Raw genomic sequence first — 19,393 nt, 5'->3', positions numbered from 1 at the left:
AACATAAGCTTTATGTCTATACCCGATACCTCAGTACCTATTTCATCAGATAACGCTCCATCAAGCATTGCCTTATCAAATACCAAAGCCCATTTGTTAGCCACTGGTTATAAGCTGATTGCACAAAAGGGTTTTACCGCCGTTGGCATTAAGCAAATACTAGATACGGCAGGGGTTCCTAAAGGCTCCTTTTATCATTACTTTGCCTCAAAAGAAGCCTTTGGCGAAGCAATTATTGAACACTACTTTACTCAATATAAAAACCGCCTAGATATTATTGGCGCACAAGATGTCAGCGCCCAACAAAAGCTTTATGACTATTTCCAGAACTGGTATGACACTCAGCAAAATGGCTGCGATCATGAGAAATGTTTGGTGGTTAAATTAAGCGCTGAAGTCGCTGATATATCAGAGCCCATGCGTAAAGTATTATATTTAGGCTATCAGCAAACCATTGCTTGGCTTGCGTCCCAAATTAAAGCAGGCTGGGCAGATAATTCTGTACCTCATCTCGATAACATCGCTGCTGAGAGCGTGGCAAAGCGTTGGTATTTTGCATGGCTTGGTGCCAGTTTAATCGCGAAGATTAGCCAAACCGATACACCACTAGCAGAAGTATGGCAAATGACGACCACCGAAATGGGGCGCTAACAGCTTTCTATCCCCTTAATTACTCTACTCATTTCATTAGCTATAGTTAAACTAAACAATCCTTTATATCGATCTACTTAATATTAAATTCTACTTTCACTTGTACGATACTTTTGTAAATATTAATAAATAAATTATAGACGACCGGTCTAATTAATGTACAATGCGGACAGATGTAAAGAACATACATAACTTATATTCAATTTTAAAACACTCATTAAACGCTTATTAAGCTTTAGGAATACTATGAATAACTTTCAATATTACAACCCAGTACGTATCGTCTTCGGTGAAGACCAAATCAAACAGCTATCAGACTTAGTCCCCACCGATGCGCGTGTGCTAATTACTTATGGTGGCGGTTCAGCACAGCGTACCGGTACCTTAGATGAAGTCAAAGTAGCTTTGTCAGCCAATGGCAACCGTGAGGTATTTGAGTTCGGTGGTATTGAAGCCAACCCAGAATTCACTACTTTGTTAAAAGCGGCTGATATGGTCAATGAGCATAATATTGATTTCTTATTAGCTGTCGGTGGTGGCTCTGTGATTGACGGTAGTAAGTTTGTCGCGTTGGTATCATCATTTACTGAAGAAGACGGTACGGTATCACGTGAAAAAGCTTGGGAAGCATTAACCAGTGGCTGTAGAAAAATTGATTCAGCGGTTGATTTGGGTGCGGTATTAACCATACCAGCGACTGGCTCTGAAATGAATTCAGGCGGTGTGATTAACTATAGCGAACGCCAAGCAAAACTACCCTTTGGTAATGCGCTTACTTTCCCTAAATTCTCAATTTTAGACCCTACTAAAACGTTCACATTACCTGAACGCCAAGTCATGAACGGTGTCGCTGATGCATTTGTCCATGTGATGGAACAGTACCTCACCTATCCGGTCAACGCAAAAGTCCAAGACGGCTTCGCTGAAAGTTTACTTAAGATTTTGATTGAAGAAGGCGCAGCGGTTAAAGCTGACCCAGAGAATTTAGAGACGCGTAAAAATCTAATGTGGACAGCGACCATGGCCTTGAATGGTCTGATTGGCACGGGCGTTCCGCAAGATTGGACGACACATATGATTGGTCATGAATTGACTTCATTACATGCGATTGATCATGCCCGTACGCTAACGATTGTCTTGCCATCGGTTATGCGTGAGCTAAAAGACAGTAAAAAAGATAAATTGCTCCAATATGCGCGTAATGTATGGAACATTACAGCCGACAATAATGGTACTGAGCTAAATGATGATGCCATCATTGAAGCTGCTATCGTTCACACTGAAAACTTCTTCCGTGAGCTTGGACTGCCTGTTAGCTTAGAAGATGCAGACTTAGACGCCTCTGCCATCGATCCAATCATCAAACAGTTAGAAGCTCATAAAATGGTGAAGTTGGGCGAACATGGTAAAAATGATTTGGCCGTATCACGTCGTATTCTAGATCGCGCCGTTAGTAGTAACGCTTAGTCTTTTTACAAATTAGCAAGAAATAGCAGCTATTCAGTATTGAGTGACTGTTATGTTAAAAACAGACTAATTAAGAAAATGAATAATCATAAATAAAGTAAGGAATATAATTATGAGTTTTGACAACAATCAGAACCAAAAACAAAACCGTCAAATCAAACTTGCCAGCCGTCCACATGGCGCACCAACTGCTGATAATTTTGAGCTAGCTATCGGTGATATTCCAACGCCAACTGACAAGCAAATGTTACTACGTACCGTATATATGTCACTTGACCCTTATATGCGCGGACGTATGAGTGATGCCGCAAGCTATGCTGACCCGCTACAAGTTGGTGATGTGATGCTCGGTGGCACGGTTGCACAGGTAGTCGAATCAAATATCGATAAGTTTGCGGTCGGTGATTTGGTTGTGTCAAATTCAGGCTGGCAGGATTATAGCGTCAGTGATGGCGAAGGCGTACTAAAGCTTGACAAAGATATGACCAATCCTTCTTATGGTTTGGGCGTGCTTGGTATGCCAGGTTTTACAGGCTATATGGGTTTGACCGATATCGGCAAACCAAAAAAAGGTGAAACCTTAGTCGTTGCAGCGGCGACTGGTCCTGTCGGTGCAACCGTTGGACAAACTGGTAATGAGCTTGGTTTGCATACTGTCGGTATAGCAGGCGGTAAAGAGAAATGCGACTTCGCGGTTAATGAGCTTGGCTTTGATGTTTGTATCGACCATAAAGCCGATGATTTTGCCGAGCAATTAAAAGCCGCTTGCCCAGATGGTATCGATATCTATTATGAAAACGTCGGTGGTAAAGTATTTGATGCGGTTATGCCGCTGCTAAACGCTCATGCACGTATCCCAGTATGCGGATTGGTTTCGCAATATAACGCCACTGAACTGCCTGATGGTAAAGACCGCTTGGGTGTACTGATGGGCAATATTTTAAGTAAACGCCTAACGGTCAAAGGCTTTATTATCTTTGAAGAATATGGCGACCACTTCCCTGAGTTCTTAAAAATTATGGGCGACTGGATTGACTCAGGTAAAGTAAAAACCAAAGAACATATCGTCGATGGCTTAGCTCAAGCCCCGCAAGCGTTCTTTGATATGCTAGATGGCAAAAACTTCGGTAAAACAGTCGTCAAAGTTGCTGATGTTAAATAACTTTGAAATAACCACTTAACAACATAAGTCGTTAAGACAACCACTGAAAATAACACTTAAAACATCAATACTATGTGCAGTCAGCGTTTAGTAAAAACGATTTTATTTATGCTGACTGCTAGTTATTAATGATACATCCAAAATGATACATCCAAACAATAAATAAGGATAATTATGAATATTTTAATGGTACTAACGTCACATGACAAATTGGGCGATACTGGTAAAAAAACAGGCTTTTGGCTAGAGGAATTCGCGGCTCCTTACTACGCTTTTCTTGATGCTGGCGTCAATGTGACACTTGCTTCACCTGCTGGCGGCCAACCACCACTAGATCCAAGTAGCGACACAGCAGATGCGCAAACAAAAGATACCAAGCGTTTTAAAGAAGATACCGATGCTCAAAAGGATCTTGCCAATACTAAAAAACTGGCTGATATGAAAGCCGAAGATTTCGACTCCGTATTCTATCCTGGTGGTCATGGTCCATTATGGGATTTAGCTGTCGATAAAAACTCTATCAATTTGATTGAGACGTTTGTTAAGCAAGACAAACCGGTCGCTTTCGTTTGTCATTCACCTGCCGCGCTTAAAAACGTCAAAATTGATGGCGAATACTTGGTTAAAGGTAAAACTGTAACAGGTTTCAGTAACACTGAAGAAGAAGGCGTTCAGCTCACTGATGTGGTGCCTTTCTTATTAGAAGATGTCCTTAAAGCCAATGGCGGTAACTATAAAAAAGGAGCGGATTGGGAATCATATGTGGTTGAAGACGGTTTGTTAATCACTGGTCAGAACCCAGCGTCATCAGAAGAAGCCGCTAAACGTTTGCTTGCAAAGCTGCAAGCTTAACCCATAAAAACACGGCAAATTAAAATATAGCAAAAAGGCTGACATCATGATTAGACTGCATCACCTTAATCAATCACGCTCATTACGTACCTTATGGCTGTTAGAAGAATTGGGGCAACCCTACGAAATCATTAGCCATCAGCGCGATGCTAAGACGCATCTAGCGCCAGACAGTCTAAAAGCCGTCCATCCGCTTGGTAAGTCTCCAGTTATTGAGATGGATGGCGAGCTTTACGCAGAATCAGGGGCCATTACTGAGCTATTGATTGAACGTTTTGCACCAGATAGTTTGTGCCCTGCTGTCGACAGCGCAGATTATGGTCATTACTTACAATGGATTAACTTTGCGGAAAGCTCGCTGATGTTGCCACTGCTACTTGAGTTATTTACCAATAAAGCAGGCGTTGACGATAATGATTTTTTGAAAGGTTATATCGCTCAAGAAAAGCATAAGTTGCTAAGTTATTTAAACGATAAAGTGGCAGGTAAATCATTTATCGTTGGCAATAAATTAAGCGGTGCTGACTTTATGTTATCGTTTGACTTAATTATGCTGGCTAAACGTGGGGCGTTGGAAGATTATACCAATATTAAGCAATACGCTCTACAGTTGGCAAGCCTTGATAGTTACCAGCGTGCGATGCGTTTAGAAGCGAACTACGATGAATCAATGTAGTCATCAGCCAAATATTTTGCTCATTATTTAAAGTCAAAAAAAACAGCTCTTAAAGGGCTGTTTTTTTTGTCGGGCTTATTAGTAGCTAATGGTTATAGATTTGGTGTCGGTTACAAACGCTGAATAAAAATTATGATAAAATAACTCAGGCAGTCTTTAGGCTGTTTTTTATTTTGTATGGGAGTGAAATAAAATATCCCCGTACTCAATTACTGCTAGCCCAACTGGCACAATGTATTTCTAGTCCAAGAGTCATGCTATGTCACTTCACTTTCCTATACAGTTAATTGCCTGCCAATGAGTACCGACTATCAGTTTAAGCCGCATGAACAGCCATTTATGCTCGGCTCGCCCGCCACTCCCGACCATCCTACACGCCGCAAGGTATTTTATCTGCTCATCGGTATTTTTATTGGTTTAACGGCCAGCTTCCAAAATGGTCTATTGGTGGCTAACCTCACTCAAATCCAAGGTGAAATGGGCTTAACGCCAGTAGAAGGCGGTTGGATATCAGTCGCCTACAATATGACTAATGCCTGCGTCACTGTGCTGTTATATAAAATTCGCCAACAGTTTGGCATGTCGCTGTTTAGCAAAATCACCTTATTTTTTCTACTCGCCGCAACCAGCATGCAATGGTTGGTTAGTAGCAATCTTCTGAGTACAACGACTGGTATCAGAATTGAACCTTACTATTTAGAACTTGTCGCTCGAGGTTTTAGTGGTGTGGTTGCCAGTGCAATGACGGTATTGTCTATTTTTTATTGTCTACAAGGCATGCCTACGGCTAAGCGTATCAGCGGCTTAATTTTAGGCTTTGGCCTAGTACAATTTGGCATTCCGTTATCGCGTATCATCTCGCCCTACTTGGCGGTTGATGGTCAGCTTGAGAATTTATTTTTATTTCAAGTTGGTTTGGCACTGATTTGCTTTGGCCTCATTAATATATTAGAGCTGCCGCCCGGTAATACCGAAAAGGTTTTTGAGAAGCTAGATATCGTCAGCTTTGCATTTTTTGCCAGTGGTCTTGCTGCGTTGGCGGTGTTCTTAGTACAAGGGCGTATCTTATGGTGGACAACCCCTTGGCTCAGCTATCCGCTAATTATTGCGGTCGTCACCATTACTATCGCCTTATGGATTGAAACCCACCGTAAAAACCCAATGTTACAAGTACGCTGGATGCGTAGCCGTACTATTATTGCCTTTATGATTACCGGTGCATTGATGCGTATTTTGCTGTCTGAGCAAAGCGTGGGTGCAGCAGGTCTATTGGCAAATCTTGGCTATGGTAATGATCAGCTGATTGTTTTTTATGCAGTGATATTGGTAGCCAGCGTATTGGCATTGGTGATTAGTATCTTTAGCACCAATGCGATGGATCTACGTCGACCAGTGATTTTTGCTGTTGCCCTCATTGCCATTGGCGCGTGGATAGACACAGGTGTGTCGCTAAATTCTGCCCCTTCGATGTTTTATCTCAGTCAGTTTATGATCGCTTTTGCCGCCGTTTACTTTATGGGTCCAATGGTATTTGAGGGCATGTTTCGTGCTATTGCCAACGGTCCTGCTTATATTATTAGTTTTTCGGTCGTTTTTGGTATTTCACAAACTGTTGGCGGTTTAGCAGGTGCAGCAGCCATTCAAGCCTTTACCACTATTCGTACACAAATGCATTATGCGGATATGGTCGGCTCAATGAATGGTGATAATCCTGCCATGATGACGCAGATTCTCCAAGGTATCCAGCGTCAAGCAACCGTCGCCGCTTACGATGATTTATTCTTTTTAATGGCAGTGAGCGCTAGCGTTACAACAATTTATCTATTGATTGTTTATTTTTATTATCGCTATCATAAACGCAATCCACTGGCTAAAGAGCTTGCCGCTTTAGCGAAGATGAGAGAACAAAAATAGCTAATGGTGCAATTTTTATTATTCACTCTCTATCCCAATCCTATGATTATTATTTTAAAATTATCTACTATGTCTATTAAATACATTAGGAGCGCTTCATGAATGAAGACAAACCCAATAATCTAAATGATGCGAGCGCACCTAACAAAACAACTATAACGCCAGCGGACTTAGCATCTGAAACAGCTAAGCTTGAGACAGCTGCACCCGAAACGGGTCCTCATTTAAACAAATCTGATGAGCCTAATGAAGGTGTAAATACGGATAACGTTAAAACTGATGAGTTAGTAGATGACACGCCAATGCCACCAGTAGAGCCTATCCCCGACTCAACTGGCTGGTCACCTAAGAAAAAATCGTTTTTTAATTTAGGTTTACTGATTGCATTGATTGTCATTGGTGTCGCATTAATTCTTTATGCGTGGAAATTACCGCCCTTTACACCAACCGTGCAGCAAACGAATAATGCCTTTGTAAAAGGTCAAACCACCGTTATCAGTCCGCAGGTTTCTGGCTACGTTACTGAGGTTGCCGTACAAGATTTTGCCAGCGTAAAAGCAGGTGATTTATTAGTAAAAATAGATGATCGCACCTTTCAGCAGCAGCTTGAACAAGCGCAGGCTAATATTGAAGTTGCCAAGACCAATCGCTCTAGTAATACCCAAGATACTGGAACAAACCAAGCACAAATTGAGGCGCGCGAAGCAGATCTAAATAGCGAAAAAGTCAGTGTTTATAGTGCTCGTGAGGATGTGAAACGCTATCAAGGACTGGTTGCTATTGGTGCAGTCTCAAAAGCTGAAGTCGCTCATGCCGAAGCACAACTTGCCAAAGCACAGGCAGGCGTACAGCAAGCGGAAGCGAATTTACAAGTTGCCCGTCAAGCGCGTGAGAAAACCAGTGGTAGCCGCTCGTCACTCGATGCCAATATTAAAAATGCTGAAGCCGGTGCTAAGCAAGCGCAAATTAATTTGGAGAATACAGTTATTACTGCTCCTGAATCAGGGCAGTTAAGTCAAGTGAGCGTTAAAACTGGTCAATACGTCAGCGCCGGTACACAACTGATGTATATCGTGCCAAAAGGTATATGGATTATTGCTAACTTTAAAGAGACACAAGTTGCCAATATGACTGTTGGTGAACCAGCTACTATTCGTGTTGATGCGCTTGGTGGTACTAAATTTACGGGTCACGTGAGTAACATCTCGCCTGCGACCGGTAGTGAGTTTAGTGCCGGCGCCGCTAATCCTGCCACAGGTAACTATATTAAAATAGCTCAGCGTATCCCAGTACGTATTGACTTAGACCAAAATCAGCCTGAACTTGCTCAACTGCGTCCCGGTATGTCAGTATCAGTCGATGTTGATACGAAGTAATAATACTGAATTCATAGTCTCAGCTAAGCACTGATTGAAGTCTTTTTTATTAAAGAAAGCATAATAAAAAGCCACTTTAGGCGTCATATTTAGCATGACATCTAAAGTGGCTTTTTTATGCAACTTAATTATTTTCTACTGATATCTAAGCTTAAGTATCTTAAAGATTTAAGGTAAGAAGCGTTTTGTACTCCAGCTTTCGCTATTTTCGCGGATGTAGACAATGCGGTCATGCATACGGTTGGCACGACCCTGCCAAAACTCAATTTTCTCAATCGTAATCTCATAGCCACCCCAAAACTCTGGCGTTGGTACTGCTGTGCCTTCCGGATAATCTGTTTGTAATTGCTCAAACGTCTGCTCCATTACTTCTCGACTGGCAACTTCACCACTTTGCGGTTGACTGACCCACGCGCCCACTTGGCTATCATGTGGACGTTTTTGAAAGTAAGTAGCAGACTTGTCGGCGTCAATTTTAGCGATACTGCCGCTGATACGAATTTGACGTTCAAGTTTATGCCAAAAAAATAGTGCTTCGGCATTTGGATTTTCGGCGATATCTTGACCCTTAGCGCTTTCGTAATTGGTATAAAAAACGATACCTTTATCCGTAATTTCACGCATCAATACAATGCGTACACTGGGTTTGTTGTCCGCCCCGCAAGTAGCTAAGCTCATCGCGTACGGCTCTTGCACTTGTACCTCTATGGCCTCATTCATCCAAGATTTTAACAGCTCAAACGGTGATTCAGGTACTGACTGCTGGTCAAGCTCGCCTTTTTCGTAGGATAAGCGCTGATCGGTAAAGTCCATACTCATGATAATTCCTTTTTTAATAGCTTATTTTAATATCATTATATGTAAATACTGTTAGCCCAATACGGCCTTGATTTTGTCTGCCAAATCATTCGCCATGACATCGCATTCTATCTCATCGTCTGATTCAACCATCACTCGAATCATCGGCTCTGTACCGGATTGGCGAATAAGCAAACGACCACGCCCCTCTAAAGTAGCACGGGCTTTATCAAAAGCGGCAACCAGTTCTTCATGTTCAAAGGGATCTTGCATTTGAGACAGGCGCACATTGACCAGTTTTTGCGGTAATACCTCAAAGCCTTCGGTCAAATCACTCAGCGCTTTGCCGCGTGCTTGCATCACCGCGAGCACCTGTAAGCCTGCAATAATAGCATCGCCCGTTCGGCTTTTATCCAAGCATAAAATATGACCTGATGGCTCACCGCCTAGTATCCAACCGTTTGCTTCAAGCTCTTGCATCACATAGCGATCGCCCACTTTTGCACGGGTAAATTCGATATCAGCATCCTTTAATGCCAACTCTAAACCCATATTACTCATTAGTGTCCCAACGACGCCTTTAGCCTTGTTTTGACCTTGGGTCGCAAGCAAATACAGAATACCATCACCGTCAACCAGATTACCGGCTTCATCGACCATCACGATACGGTCGCCATCGCCATCTAAGGCAATACCGACATCAGCTTCATACTTGAGTACCGCTTTTTGTAGGCTTTCAGGATGGGTCGAGCCGCAGTCAGCATTAATATTGATGCCATCGGGCTTGTTGTTGATGGCAATCACATTAGCACCAAGCTCACGCATGACTCGGGGTGCAACACTATAGCCTGCGCCATTTGCACAATCGACGACCACGGTTAAATGATTTAAATCGTATTGATAAGGAAAGCTACCTTTACAAAATTCAATATAACGCCCTTTTGCATCGTTAATGCGATTATTCTTACCCAATTGTGCCGGATCAAGAATCGGCATCAGTACATCATTGTTATCAGAGGAAATCATAATGGCCGTTAATTTATCATTAATGGCATTTTGCATCGCATCGGTTAATTTTTTGCCGTCGCCTGAGAAGAATTTGATGCCATTATCATAGTACGGATTGTGTGAGGCAGAAATAACAACGCCAGCATCGGCATTAAAGCTACGGGTTAAATGAGCGATAGCAGGCGTTGGTAATGGCCCCAGCATATGCACATCGACACCTGCCGCATTAAAGCCCGCTTGTAGTGCACCTTCAATCACATAGCCTGATAGGCGAGTGTCTTTACCAATCACGACACTTGGCTTACGAGCAGAATTATGATTGTTTTCTATCAGCACGAGTCCCATTACATAGCCCAATTTCAATATAAAATCAGGGGTAATTGGCAGCTCACCAAATTTACCGCGAATACCATCAGTGCCAAAATAGCTCATTATTATTGTTCCTCAAGTCTAAAAGTAAAAAACCAGACGTACACGCAGGCGAAGTAATTGCAATCAGTAACTATAATCAGTGATTGTAATAAGTAAATATAAATAATTATTAGAATAATCTATTGTTGTATTTTACAAAAAAAACAGCCAACAATAACGGGGCATTGTTGGCTGTTTGTATCTTGACGTCACTTAACTCTGCAAGGCCCTGAATTATAAGCATTCATAGCATCATAGAGAGTCAAAGTGTACTTAGTCGACTCGATAGTTAGGCGCTTCTTTAGTAATCTGCACATCATGGACATGTGATTCTTTCATACCCGCTGAAGTCACTTTGACAAACTGTGGCTTGGTACGCATCTCTTCAATCGTTGCACAACCCGTATAACCCATTGATGAGCGCAAGCCACCAACCATCTGGTTGACGATACCAGCAACTGGACCTTTATACGGTACACGACCTTCGATACCTTCTGGTACCAATTTTTCTACCCCATCTTTGGCGTCTTGGAAATAGCGATCTGATGAGCCATTTTGACCTGACATGGCGCCTAGACTACCCATACCGCGATAGGCTTTATAGTAGCGACCTTGGAACAACTCAACTTCACCCGGTGCTTCTTCCGTACCTGCCATCAACGAGCCAACCATGATGCATGACGCACCTGCGGCAATGGCTTTTGCCATATCGCCAGAGTAGCGAATACCACCATCAGCAATCAATGGAATACTGTCTTGCAAAGCGCTTGCAACATTATCAATCGCAGATATTTGCGGCACACCAACACCAGCGATAATACGTGTGGTACAGATAGATCCTGGACCGATACCAACTTTTACCGCATCTGCACCGGCATCACGTAACGCTTTAGCGGCGTCACCCGTGGCAATGTTACCGCCGATAACCTGCACATGCGGAAAATTCTTTTTAATCCAAGATACTTTATCAATCACGCCTCTTGAATGACCATGCGCCGTATCAACAACGATGATATCAACGTCAGCAGCAATTAACGCTTCAACGCGCGCTTGTGTATCTGCGCCAGTACCGACAGCCGCGCCAACACGCAAACGACCCTGCTCATCTTTACAAGCATTTGGGTTATTTTCAGCTTTGGCAAAATCATTGACGGTAATCAGACCGCGCAAACGAAAGTCATCATTAATCACGATTACTTTTTCGATACGGTGTTCATGTAGCAATCTTTTAATGTTTTCGTTGCTCTCACCTTCTTTAACGGTAACGAGCTGCTCTTTTGGCGTCATGATATGGCTGACCGGTAACGATAAATTGGTTTCAAAACGCCAGTCACGATGCGTAACGATACCGATTACTTTATCGGTACCTTTCTCGACCACCGGTACACCTGAGATATTATTATCTTGGGTCAATCTTAATAACTCACCAATCGTCATCTCTGGATGAACGGTAATAGGATCTACGACGGTACCCGCTTCAAATTTTTTGACGCGGCGTACTTGCATTGCTTGCTTATCGATATCCATGCTTTTATGCAAGATACCTAAACCACCAAGCTGAGCCATGGTAATGGCCATCTCAGACTCAGTAACCGTATCCATAGCAGCAGAGATTAGCGGTAAGTTTAGCGTGATGCTTTTTGTTAGGCGGGTCGTTAAATTAGCCGCTTTTGGTAGAATTTCAGAATAAGCTGGCAACAATAAAACGTCATCAAAGGTTAAGGCTTCATCGACAATTCGCAACATACAGACCCCTAGTAGTGGTTATTTTGATGGGCGGGTAATGCAGTATCAAGTCGATAAATTGACGCTTTATCAAAATCATCAGGTCATTAAAACCTAGCAAAAAATGATAAAACCGTGAGGAACAAACACTAAGTATGTACATTCGCTCGGCACGTTACCAATTTATCATTGGTAATTAAATCATTGGTTCAATAGACTCGCCAATACAGCGCTTCTAGATATCCCAAAATCTGATTACACAACGCTTAACTACTGAATTATCCCTTAAAAATAACGCCATATTATAACAAATAATGCAAGCTTTCGCATGACTTATTTGTCAGCTTATTTTGCTATAACAACACTGTTATTTGCTGAACATAATCATTGATATCTAATCATGATTGGTTTTAAATATCAAACGCTCAGCCGGTAGATAGGCTTGTTGTTGCTCATACAAATAGCTTAGCATCTGCTCACGCACTTCACATTCAAGCGTCCATGCATCTAAAGGAGTATTAGCTGCTTGGCTACAGCGGAGCTTAATGCTAGTTTCTGATACGGATACCGTAAACATTTCAGGCTCCGTTTCACTGTCCCATAGCGCATTCTCTTTTACCAACTCAATATATTTCTGTCGAATGGCGGCAATATCAGCACCATAATCGACATATAAGTAAATCACTGACGTTTGATGTGACTCTGTATGCGACCAGTTTTCCACAATCTCAGTAATAAAATGCCGCATGGGCACAATCAAACGCCGCTCATCCCATGTTTTTAGTACCGCATAGGTATAACCCAAATCTTCAATTGTGCTCCACTCACCTTCCATCATCACCGTATCGCCGATACGCACAGGCTGGGTAATCGCGACCTGCATCCCTGCGATGATATTGCCTAAAATAGGCTGCGCGGCAATACCAATGACAGCACCTGCAATCCCTGCTGAAGTTAATAAGGTTTTACCAAGCCCATCGATATTGGTAAATTCACTCAATCCAATCCAAATACCGCCAAGAATCATGACAAAGATAAAAACACGACGAAAGATAGAAACATAAGTGCGACGGCGGCGACTTTTATCAAAATGCTCATCGCTTAAATTTTCGATTTGCAAATCTTTATAGCGATTGGCAAAAAAGTTAGTGGCACGGATACCAAGCCACATCGCACTAAATACCAGTGCCACCCAAATAATAGGTCGGGTTGATGAGGCCAATGCATCCAAATAAGGAAAGCCGCCCGATACTAAAGTATAGACAGAGGAAAAACTGATAGTAAAAGTCAAAGGCACGGTCAACTTATTGACCAAATCTTCCACACCGTTGTGATGAAGCGTACTAAGACGGTTGCCCTCTTTATCCATGACATACCAATTAAGGAGCTTGCCAGCGGCTGTACTTAATAGCCAACCTATACCCATGGTAAACGAGAAGAATATAAATAACGCTAAAAACTCCCAGATAGCAATGCTAAAAAACTTTAGCTTTGTCCAACTAGGCAAATAGCGCTCAAACTTTGCCGGATGATACTGCTCATAAAGCTTATCGATGTTCGAAACGGTCTGCGCTGAAAACACCCAAAAAGGCGCGCCATCACCAATGCGTATGCGCTCTAGATGCAACGGTACTCGGCGCTCGCGATAATCGATATAACCGAGCTGAATCGAACGTCTAGGAATACCTTGAATGCTACTAGTACTGCCAAGAGGTGGTTCAATCAAGCCATCAGGACGATCAGGCAACTTATCAAATACATAGAGTTTTTTTTCGACCAGCAAAAAATCCAGTTGTTTGGCAAGATCTATCGCACGACTGCGCTGTAACTCACTATCAATCAAGTTCATATTCAGCGCATAAGCAGCCAAATCATATTGCTGCTTCATGACTGCTGATTGGAAAAACTCTAAGGTTGCAAGGGGTGTCGACAAATTCGGCGGCTCAGATAATGGCGGCAAACCGGCATTGAGCTTATTTAAAGAATAATAGCCTTCATTATAATCACCGGTAAGACCAGAATCTCCTTGTAGCACCCCTGCTTGCTGCACCGTGTTTTTTTCTATCGGACTAGTCATTTCTTCTGCGATGGCAGAAACGCTGACTCCTTCTGCTTTAATATCCTCAATTTTCTGCGCTGCATAATCAACTATATTTTCTGGTACAGTACTTTTTTCTGCTGCGTCATAATTTTGAGCTTTTACATCTTTTTGATTATTAACCGTTAGATCATCACTAGTAGCGGCATATACAGGAACATAAACGACACTCAATATCATGACAAATATACTGAGGGTAAATTGCCATACGTTTGAGTGCTTAATAATCTTTTTATCGCCAACAGTAAAAGTAGTAAAGACCTCACTCTTGGCGTCGCCAGAATTGATGCCTTTGTCACCCATGCCGCATTGCAAAGCTTGAACGTTGTTAGAATCCAAGTTAGAAGCCAAAGACTGATGATTGTTTTTCATACGATATATATCTGACCTATGTATAAGGTTAAGCTAATGTACTCTACAAAAAAAAGCCAGCGCTAAGCTGACTTAATTTCTGAGTATAAATTTCTAAGCATACTGGTTGCTTTAGCACGTATTAATTTTAGCTATTGCGTTAAGCACGTCGCCAAGTCGTGCCAGCGCGACTGTCTTCAAGCTCGATACCCGCGTCTTTTAACTGTACACGTATCTCGTCAGCACGAGCAAAGTTTTTATTGGTTTTGGCATCAGCACGCTCAACAATTAAGCCATCGATAGCTTCATCTGTTAAACCATTTTCTGCTGCTTCACCAATAACGGCTTGCAAAAACTGCTGGACAGGTTGCTGTAAAATATTCAGCGTTTGTGCCAATGCCTTTAAGTGCTGCGCTAACTGCCACGCACTCTCTACATCTTCTACTTTACCCGCTTTATTAATATCACGTGCCAATCCAAACAGCACACTGATAGCCGTTGAGCTATTAAAATCATCATTCATGGCTTTGATAAAGTCTTGTCCGGCAGCGCTTGCATACGCGGTATTCAGCAATTTATCATTAATGATGATTTCTTCACCTTTTTGTTGTTCAGCAACTTTAAGTGCTTGATACAGTCTGCTTAGGCTATTATGCGCTTCGTCTAACGCGCTATCAGAGAAGTTTACTTGGCTACGATAATGACTCGATAATAAGAAAAAGCGCACCGTTTCTGGCAGATATTGTGCCATCACATCGCGAATGGTAAAGAAGTTACCTAGCGACTTAGACATTTTTTCCCCATCGACATTGATAAAACCGACGTGCATCCAGTTACGTGCGTATTCACAACCAGTAGCCGCTTCAGATTGGGCAATTTCATTTTCATGATGCGGAAATTGTAAGTCATGTCCACCGCCGTGAATATCAAAAGTATTGCCAAGGCATTTGGTCGACATCGCTGAGCATTCAATATGCCAGCCTGGACGTCCTTGACCCCAAGGTGATGCCCATTGCGGCTCATCAGGCTTCGCCGCTTTCCATAACACAAAATCAAATGGATTGCGCTTGTCGTTTTCGACATCAACCCGCGAACCTGCCTGCATCTCATCAAGATTACGCTTAGATAATTTGCCATAATCAGCAAAGCTATCAACCGCATAATAGACGTCGCCATTATCGCCAGCATAGGCGTAATCACCCGTAACCAACGTCTCAATCATTTGCTGCATCTCATCGATATGGTCAGTCGCACGCGGCTCTGCATCAGGTGACAAGCAGCCGAGCGCCGCTGCATCTTCGTGCATGGCGGTAATAAAACGCTGTGTCAACGCGCCGATTTCTTCCCTATTTTCGGCAGCACGAGTGATGATTTTGTCATCAATATCGGTGATATTGCGTACGTAATTCACCTCATAACCCAATTGTGCAAGCCAGCGCACCGCCATATCAAAGCCAACCATCACCCGCGCATGACCGATATGACAATAATCATAAACCGTCATCCCGCATACATACATGCCAACTTTACCCTCAACCAGCGGTTTAAATGACTGCTTACGCCCAGTTAATGAATCGTATATCGAGAGCTGTGACATGGCGTCGGCAAGTGGGGTTGTCATAACGTAGTAGCCTTTTGATTAAAAGTATAAGAAAAAAAACAAGTCTAACAATAATGCACGCTTAGCAAATAAAGACGTTTATTTATGCAAAGGTAAATAACGTCGTGATTATTTTAAAAAAGCAGCAATATAAAACTTAACCCATTATCTTAGCGAAAATACTCGTAAAATACTACAATGAGCGCACAAGTAACCTTTTTTAAGTACGTGAGCAAGCTTCTTCTATCGCGCAAGCAACATACTTAAATCAAGTATTACTTTTTAATGTGATAATTTTTAATAATGAAAAATAATGACAGGTAAGGATATAGAGATGGGCAATCGTTTAAGCAAAATTTATACTCGTACTGGAGATGATGGCAGTACCGGCATGGCAGATGGCAGCCGCGTGAGTAAAGCTGATAGTCTGTTCAGCGTGATGGGCGATATTGATGAGCTTAATTCACATATTGGCTTAGTACGCGCGCAGCTCACGCAAACGGTGACGGACGCTATTCAAAAAGAAGATTTCTCTCAAGCATTGATTATTATTCAACACTTATTATTCAATATCGGCGGTGAGCTGTCGATGCCAGAATATGAAGGTGTCAATGCGACTCATATCGATTGGTTAGAGCAACAGATTGACGCAATGAATAGCACGTTGCCACCGCTGAAAGATTTTATCTTACCGACAGGGTCGTTATTGGTTAGCCAATTACACGTGGCACGTACCGTCTGTCGCCGTGCTGAGCGCCAAGCAGTATTGTTACAACAAGAGCGCCCGCAAGCCATTCGCCATACTGCTGTCAGCTTTATCAATCGCTTGTCCGACTGGCTGTTTGTCGCCGCACGCTTTTGCACGGATCCTGAGCAGGTCTCTGAAGTCCTATGGGACAGTCAAGTATTACAAAAATTCACTGATAACTGATAACTGATAACTGATAACTGATAACTGAACGATTTAACGTAAAATGTAAAACGCCCACAACCTTCAAGTTGCGGGCGTTTTATTATCAATAACTTTATTTTACTTTATTGACCATGCTTTACTTTATAGATTAGTAAGTAGCGTTTTCATCTTCAATAATCACCATATCGATACTTTCATCTTTAGGTGTAGATTTTGGCGCTTCTGGGGTCGCAGGTGCAGTGGTGCTAGGCGTTGTAGCGCTGCTACCTTGATTGTTTTGATTCACACTCGGCGGCGTAGCAGGTGCGGCTGGGCGCACAGGGGCAGCTGGCGTTACTGGTCTTGGCTGATTGTCGTTATTAGTTTGCGCTGTTTCACGGCGGCGTTCTGCTTGCTGTGCTGCACGTTGGGCGCGCTGCTCTTCCAATGCTGACTGATATACTGAGCTTGCCACTACTTCTGATACAACCGTGAGCAATGCTGGCTGTCCAGCGATACGGGTACGTATTTGTCCACCTTGCGTACCGACGACATAAGTAAAGGCATCATCAACGAGCATGTTGTTATTGATACGAATATTGTCTTGGGCTAAACGAGATTGCAAACTTGGTTGGTTATTAGCCGCTTGAACTTGGCTGGCTTGATACAAGTCTTCACTCGGCAAGGTCATGCTAACACTAGCCTGACAAGTCGTCATACCGTTGGCATTAGCTGCTTGTAAGGTCGCGGCATTTTGTATATCGATGACGATGCCATTGGTTTTAGTAGTGACAACGCCACTGCTTAGACCAATCTCTGCATCGTTAGCATAACTTGTAGCCAGTGTTTGCGCTTGTTGATTGAGCGTATTTTTTAAGGCCGATTTGAGGCGATCTTGTACTATTGGATCATCACAACTAACCGCAGTGGCAGCTGCATTTTCACTGACCTCTGTTTCTTGCTCTGTAACCTCTGCCGTTTCAGGAGTATCTTCTTTTTCTGAGCGGTCACAACCAGCAAGCGCTAAACTACATGCTATGCCAACACCAGCAACTTTGTACCACTTGCTCAAACTTTTATTTGCTACGCTCATATTTATTTTGCTCCAATTTACTGATTCATACCGCCACCGACGGACAGTATTTGACGTTCAAACCATGACACTCAAACTAAAACAATGAAAAAATGATTAAATCAAAAATGTTCATTGTGATAGATTTGAAAATCACATTATTATACGGTGTTTGTATTAAATGGTCATCAGTGTAGCCTATTGATATACAAATAACGTCTAACATTGTGCCCAAAACCTAGCTTTGGTTGCAAAAACGCAACAAATACACAGTCAGAACAAATACATGGCTAGATGCTTAGGTAAATTTTCGAGCCTTTAAAGAATGTTATAAATATTTTGTTAGACGCTTTTTATTAGAGATTATATGATGACGTTCCAAATATTCTATGGTTATTCATTATGATAAACCTTAAAAACACACTATTACTCGGTCATCGTGGCGCTCGCGGTGAAGCATTAGAAAACACTTTATCAGGATTTGAGTATGCTCAACGTTTACAAACAGCTCGTTTAGCCGGTGTTGAGTTCGATGTACAGCTCAGCAAGGATGGAGAGTTATTGGTCTTTCATGATGACGACCTAGAACGCATGTGCGCGCAGCAATCACGCATCGACCAGTTAAGTCTTATTGAGATTCAACGCCATTTACAGTTCGGTCATCAGATTATTACTTTGCCTAGCATAGCGCCTGCACTACATGGCTTTACTTATATTGAGCTTGAGGTTAAAACGCATAATAGAACTGATTATGACAAATTAATAAAGGCTTTGATGCGTGACCTAGTCGATAGCCCACTTGCCAGCCTACCTATTGTACTGACCAGTTTTGATGTAGAGCTGCATGCACGACTGCAACGCAACAAATTATTAACGCACGTCCCACGTGGATTGCTTATTCGTACGCCTGACTTATTGGTAACTGCGCCGAATACTGCCTTGCAACTTGGCTGTGTGCAACTTGGTATTTACTACCCGCTGCTCAACCAAGAAGTCATTCAGCATTGTCATCGATATGACTTGCCTGTGAGTGCGTGGACGGTCAATGATAGTGATACGATTAGACAGCTTATAGATTGGCAGGTCGACGTCATTATTACCGATTATCCATCCACTCTTCTGCTACGTTAAGCGTGTTAACTGTGTTCGAACAGAAGCTGTTGTAGCCTACATATTTATCGTTCTACTTACACTTTTACTTAAGAACTGATAAGTCATGGCTTATTTATCATCATAGATGGTATAAACGATACAAGTTATTGTTATTTAGCAATATTTTTATAGTGTATAAGTGTTCACTTTACTAAGTATTTAAGGTAATATAGAGGCTTAAATTAATA

The 19,393-nt window shown here is 42.3% G+C and carries 15 protein-coding genes; 9 read left to right on the top strand and 6 right to left on the bottom strand.

Translation table 11 applies throughout. The annotated features are described in order from the left end of the window. Positions 1-12 precede the first annotated feature (12 nt). The 7 genes from DABAL43B_RS06055 to DABAL43B_RS06025 all read left to right on the top strand — a co-directional run bounded on the left by DABAL43B_RS06055 (position 13) and on the right by DABAL43B_RS06025 (position 8,098). Entirely contained in the window at positions 13-651 is a 639-nt protein-coding gene (locus DABAL43B_RS06055; RefSeq protein WP_079691539.1) for a TetR/AcrR family transcriptional regulator, read from the top strand. Positions 652-897: 246 nt separating this feature from the next. Next, positions 898-2,118 carry an iron-containing alcohol dehydrogenase gene (locus DABAL43B_RS06050; RefSeq protein WP_079691538.1) on the top strand — a complete coding sequence of 407 codons (1,221 nt, stop codon included), beginning with the start codon at positions 898-900 and terminating at the stop codon, positions 2,116-2,118. A 112-nt stretch (positions 2,119-2,230) separates the two neighbouring features. Further along, positions 2,231-3,280 (top strand): NADP-dependent oxidoreductase, encoded by a 1,050-nt coding sequence (locus tag DABAL43B_RS06045; protein WP_079691537.1) that lies wholly within the window; start codon positions 2,231-2,233, stop codon positions 3,278-3,280. Between the two features lie 174 nt (positions 3,281-3,454). Beyond that, entirely contained in the window at positions 3,455-4,132 is a 678-nt protein-coding gene (locus tag DABAL43B_RS06040) for a type 1 glutamine amidotransferase domain-containing protein (protein WP_079691536.1), read from the top strand. Positions 4,133-4,178: 46 nt separating this feature from the next. Beyond that, entirely contained in the window at positions 4,179-4,808 is a 630-nt protein-coding gene (locus DABAL43B_RS06035) for a glutathione S-transferase family protein (RefSeq protein WP_079691535.1), read from the top strand. Positions 4,809-5,105: 297 nt separating this feature from the next. Next, a complete protein-coding gene (locus DABAL43B_RS06030) occupies positions 5,106-6,722 on the top strand; it encodes an MFS transporter (protein WP_079691534.1) in 1,617 nt (538 codons plus the stop codon). A 98-nt stretch (positions 6,723-6,820) separates the two neighbouring features. Then, entirely contained in the window at positions 6,821-8,098 is a 1,278-nt protein-coding gene (locus DABAL43B_RS06025; protein WP_079691533.1) for an HlyD family secretion protein, read from the top strand. 168 nt (positions 8,099-8,266) lie between these two features. Here the strand turns inward: DABAL43B_RS06025 and pdxH are convergent, their stop codons facing one another. From pdxH to cysS, 5 genes are all read right to left on the bottom strand, one after another. Then, positions 8,267-8,917, bottom strand: a complete 651-nt coding sequence (pdxH, locus tag DABAL43B_RS06020; protein WP_079691532.1) for a pyridoxamine 5'-phosphate oxidase — start codon at positions 8,915-8,917, stop codon at positions 8,267-8,269. Between the two features lie 51 nt (positions 8,918-8,968). After that, positions 8,969-10,336 (bottom strand): phosphoglucosamine mutase, encoded by a 1,368-nt coding sequence (gene glmM, locus DABAL43B_RS06015; protein ID WP_079691531.1) that lies wholly within the window; start codon positions 10,334-10,336, stop codon positions 8,969-8,971. A 252-nt stretch (positions 10,337-10,588) separates the two neighbouring features. After that, on the bottom strand, positions 10,589-12,061 hold the full coding sequence (gene guaB / locus DABAL43B_RS06010) for an IMP dehydrogenase (protein ID WP_079691530.1): 1,473 nt from the start codon (positions 12,059-12,061) through the stop codon (positions 10,589-10,591). 373 nt (positions 12,062-12,434) lie between these two features. Beyond that, positions 12,435-14,510 carry a mechanosensitive ion channel family protein gene (locus DABAL43B_RS06005; protein WP_227516745.1) on the bottom strand — a complete coding sequence of 692 codons (2,076 nt, stop codon included), beginning with the start codon at positions 14,508-14,510 and terminating at the stop codon, positions 12,435-12,437. Positions 14,511-14,649: 139 nt separating this feature from the next. Then, positions 14,650-16,110 (bottom strand): cysteine--tRNA ligase, encoded by a 1,461-nt coding sequence (gene cysS, locus DABAL43B_RS06000; protein ID WP_079691529.1) that lies wholly within the window; start codon positions 16,108-16,110, stop codon positions 14,650-14,652. Between the two features lie 313 nt (positions 16,111-16,423). On the opposite strand from cysS, the gene DABAL43B_RS05995 reads away from it, so the two are divergent. Continuing rightward, a complete protein-coding gene (locus DABAL43B_RS05995) occupies positions 16,424-17,020 on the top strand; it encodes a cob(I)yrinic acid a,c-diamide adenosyltransferase (protein WP_079691528.1) in 597 nt (198 codons plus the stop codon). A 130-nt stretch (positions 17,021-17,150) separates the two neighbouring features. Here the strand turns inward: DABAL43B_RS05995 and DABAL43B_RS05990 are convergent, their stop codons facing one another. Next, positions 17,151-18,074 carry a hypothetical protein gene (locus tag DABAL43B_RS05990; RefSeq protein WP_079691527.1) on the bottom strand — a complete coding sequence of 308 codons (924 nt, stop codon included), beginning with the start codon at positions 18,072-18,074 and terminating at the stop codon, positions 17,151-17,153. A 381-nt stretch (positions 18,075-18,455) separates the two neighbouring features. Between DABAL43B_RS05990 and DABAL43B_RS05985 the strand changes: the two genes are divergently transcribed. After that, the gene (locus tag DABAL43B_RS05985) at positions 18,456-19,184 is read left to right on the top strand and encodes a glycerophosphodiester phosphodiesterase (RefSeq protein WP_079691526.1); all 729 of its coding nucleotides are present in this window, start codon (positions 18,456-18,458) and stop codon (positions 19,182-19,184) included. The last annotated feature ends 209 nt before the right edge of the window (positions 19,185-19,393 follow it).

It is taken from the genome of Psychrobacter sp. DAB_AL43B, from assembly GCF_900168255.1.
In the GTDB taxonomy this organism is placed as follows: Bacteria; Pseudomonadota; Gammaproteobacteria; order Pseudomonadales; family Moraxellaceae; genus Psychrobacter.
Note: the sequence above shows the minus strand (reverse complement) of the source record. Positions and strands in the feature narration are given on the sequence as shown.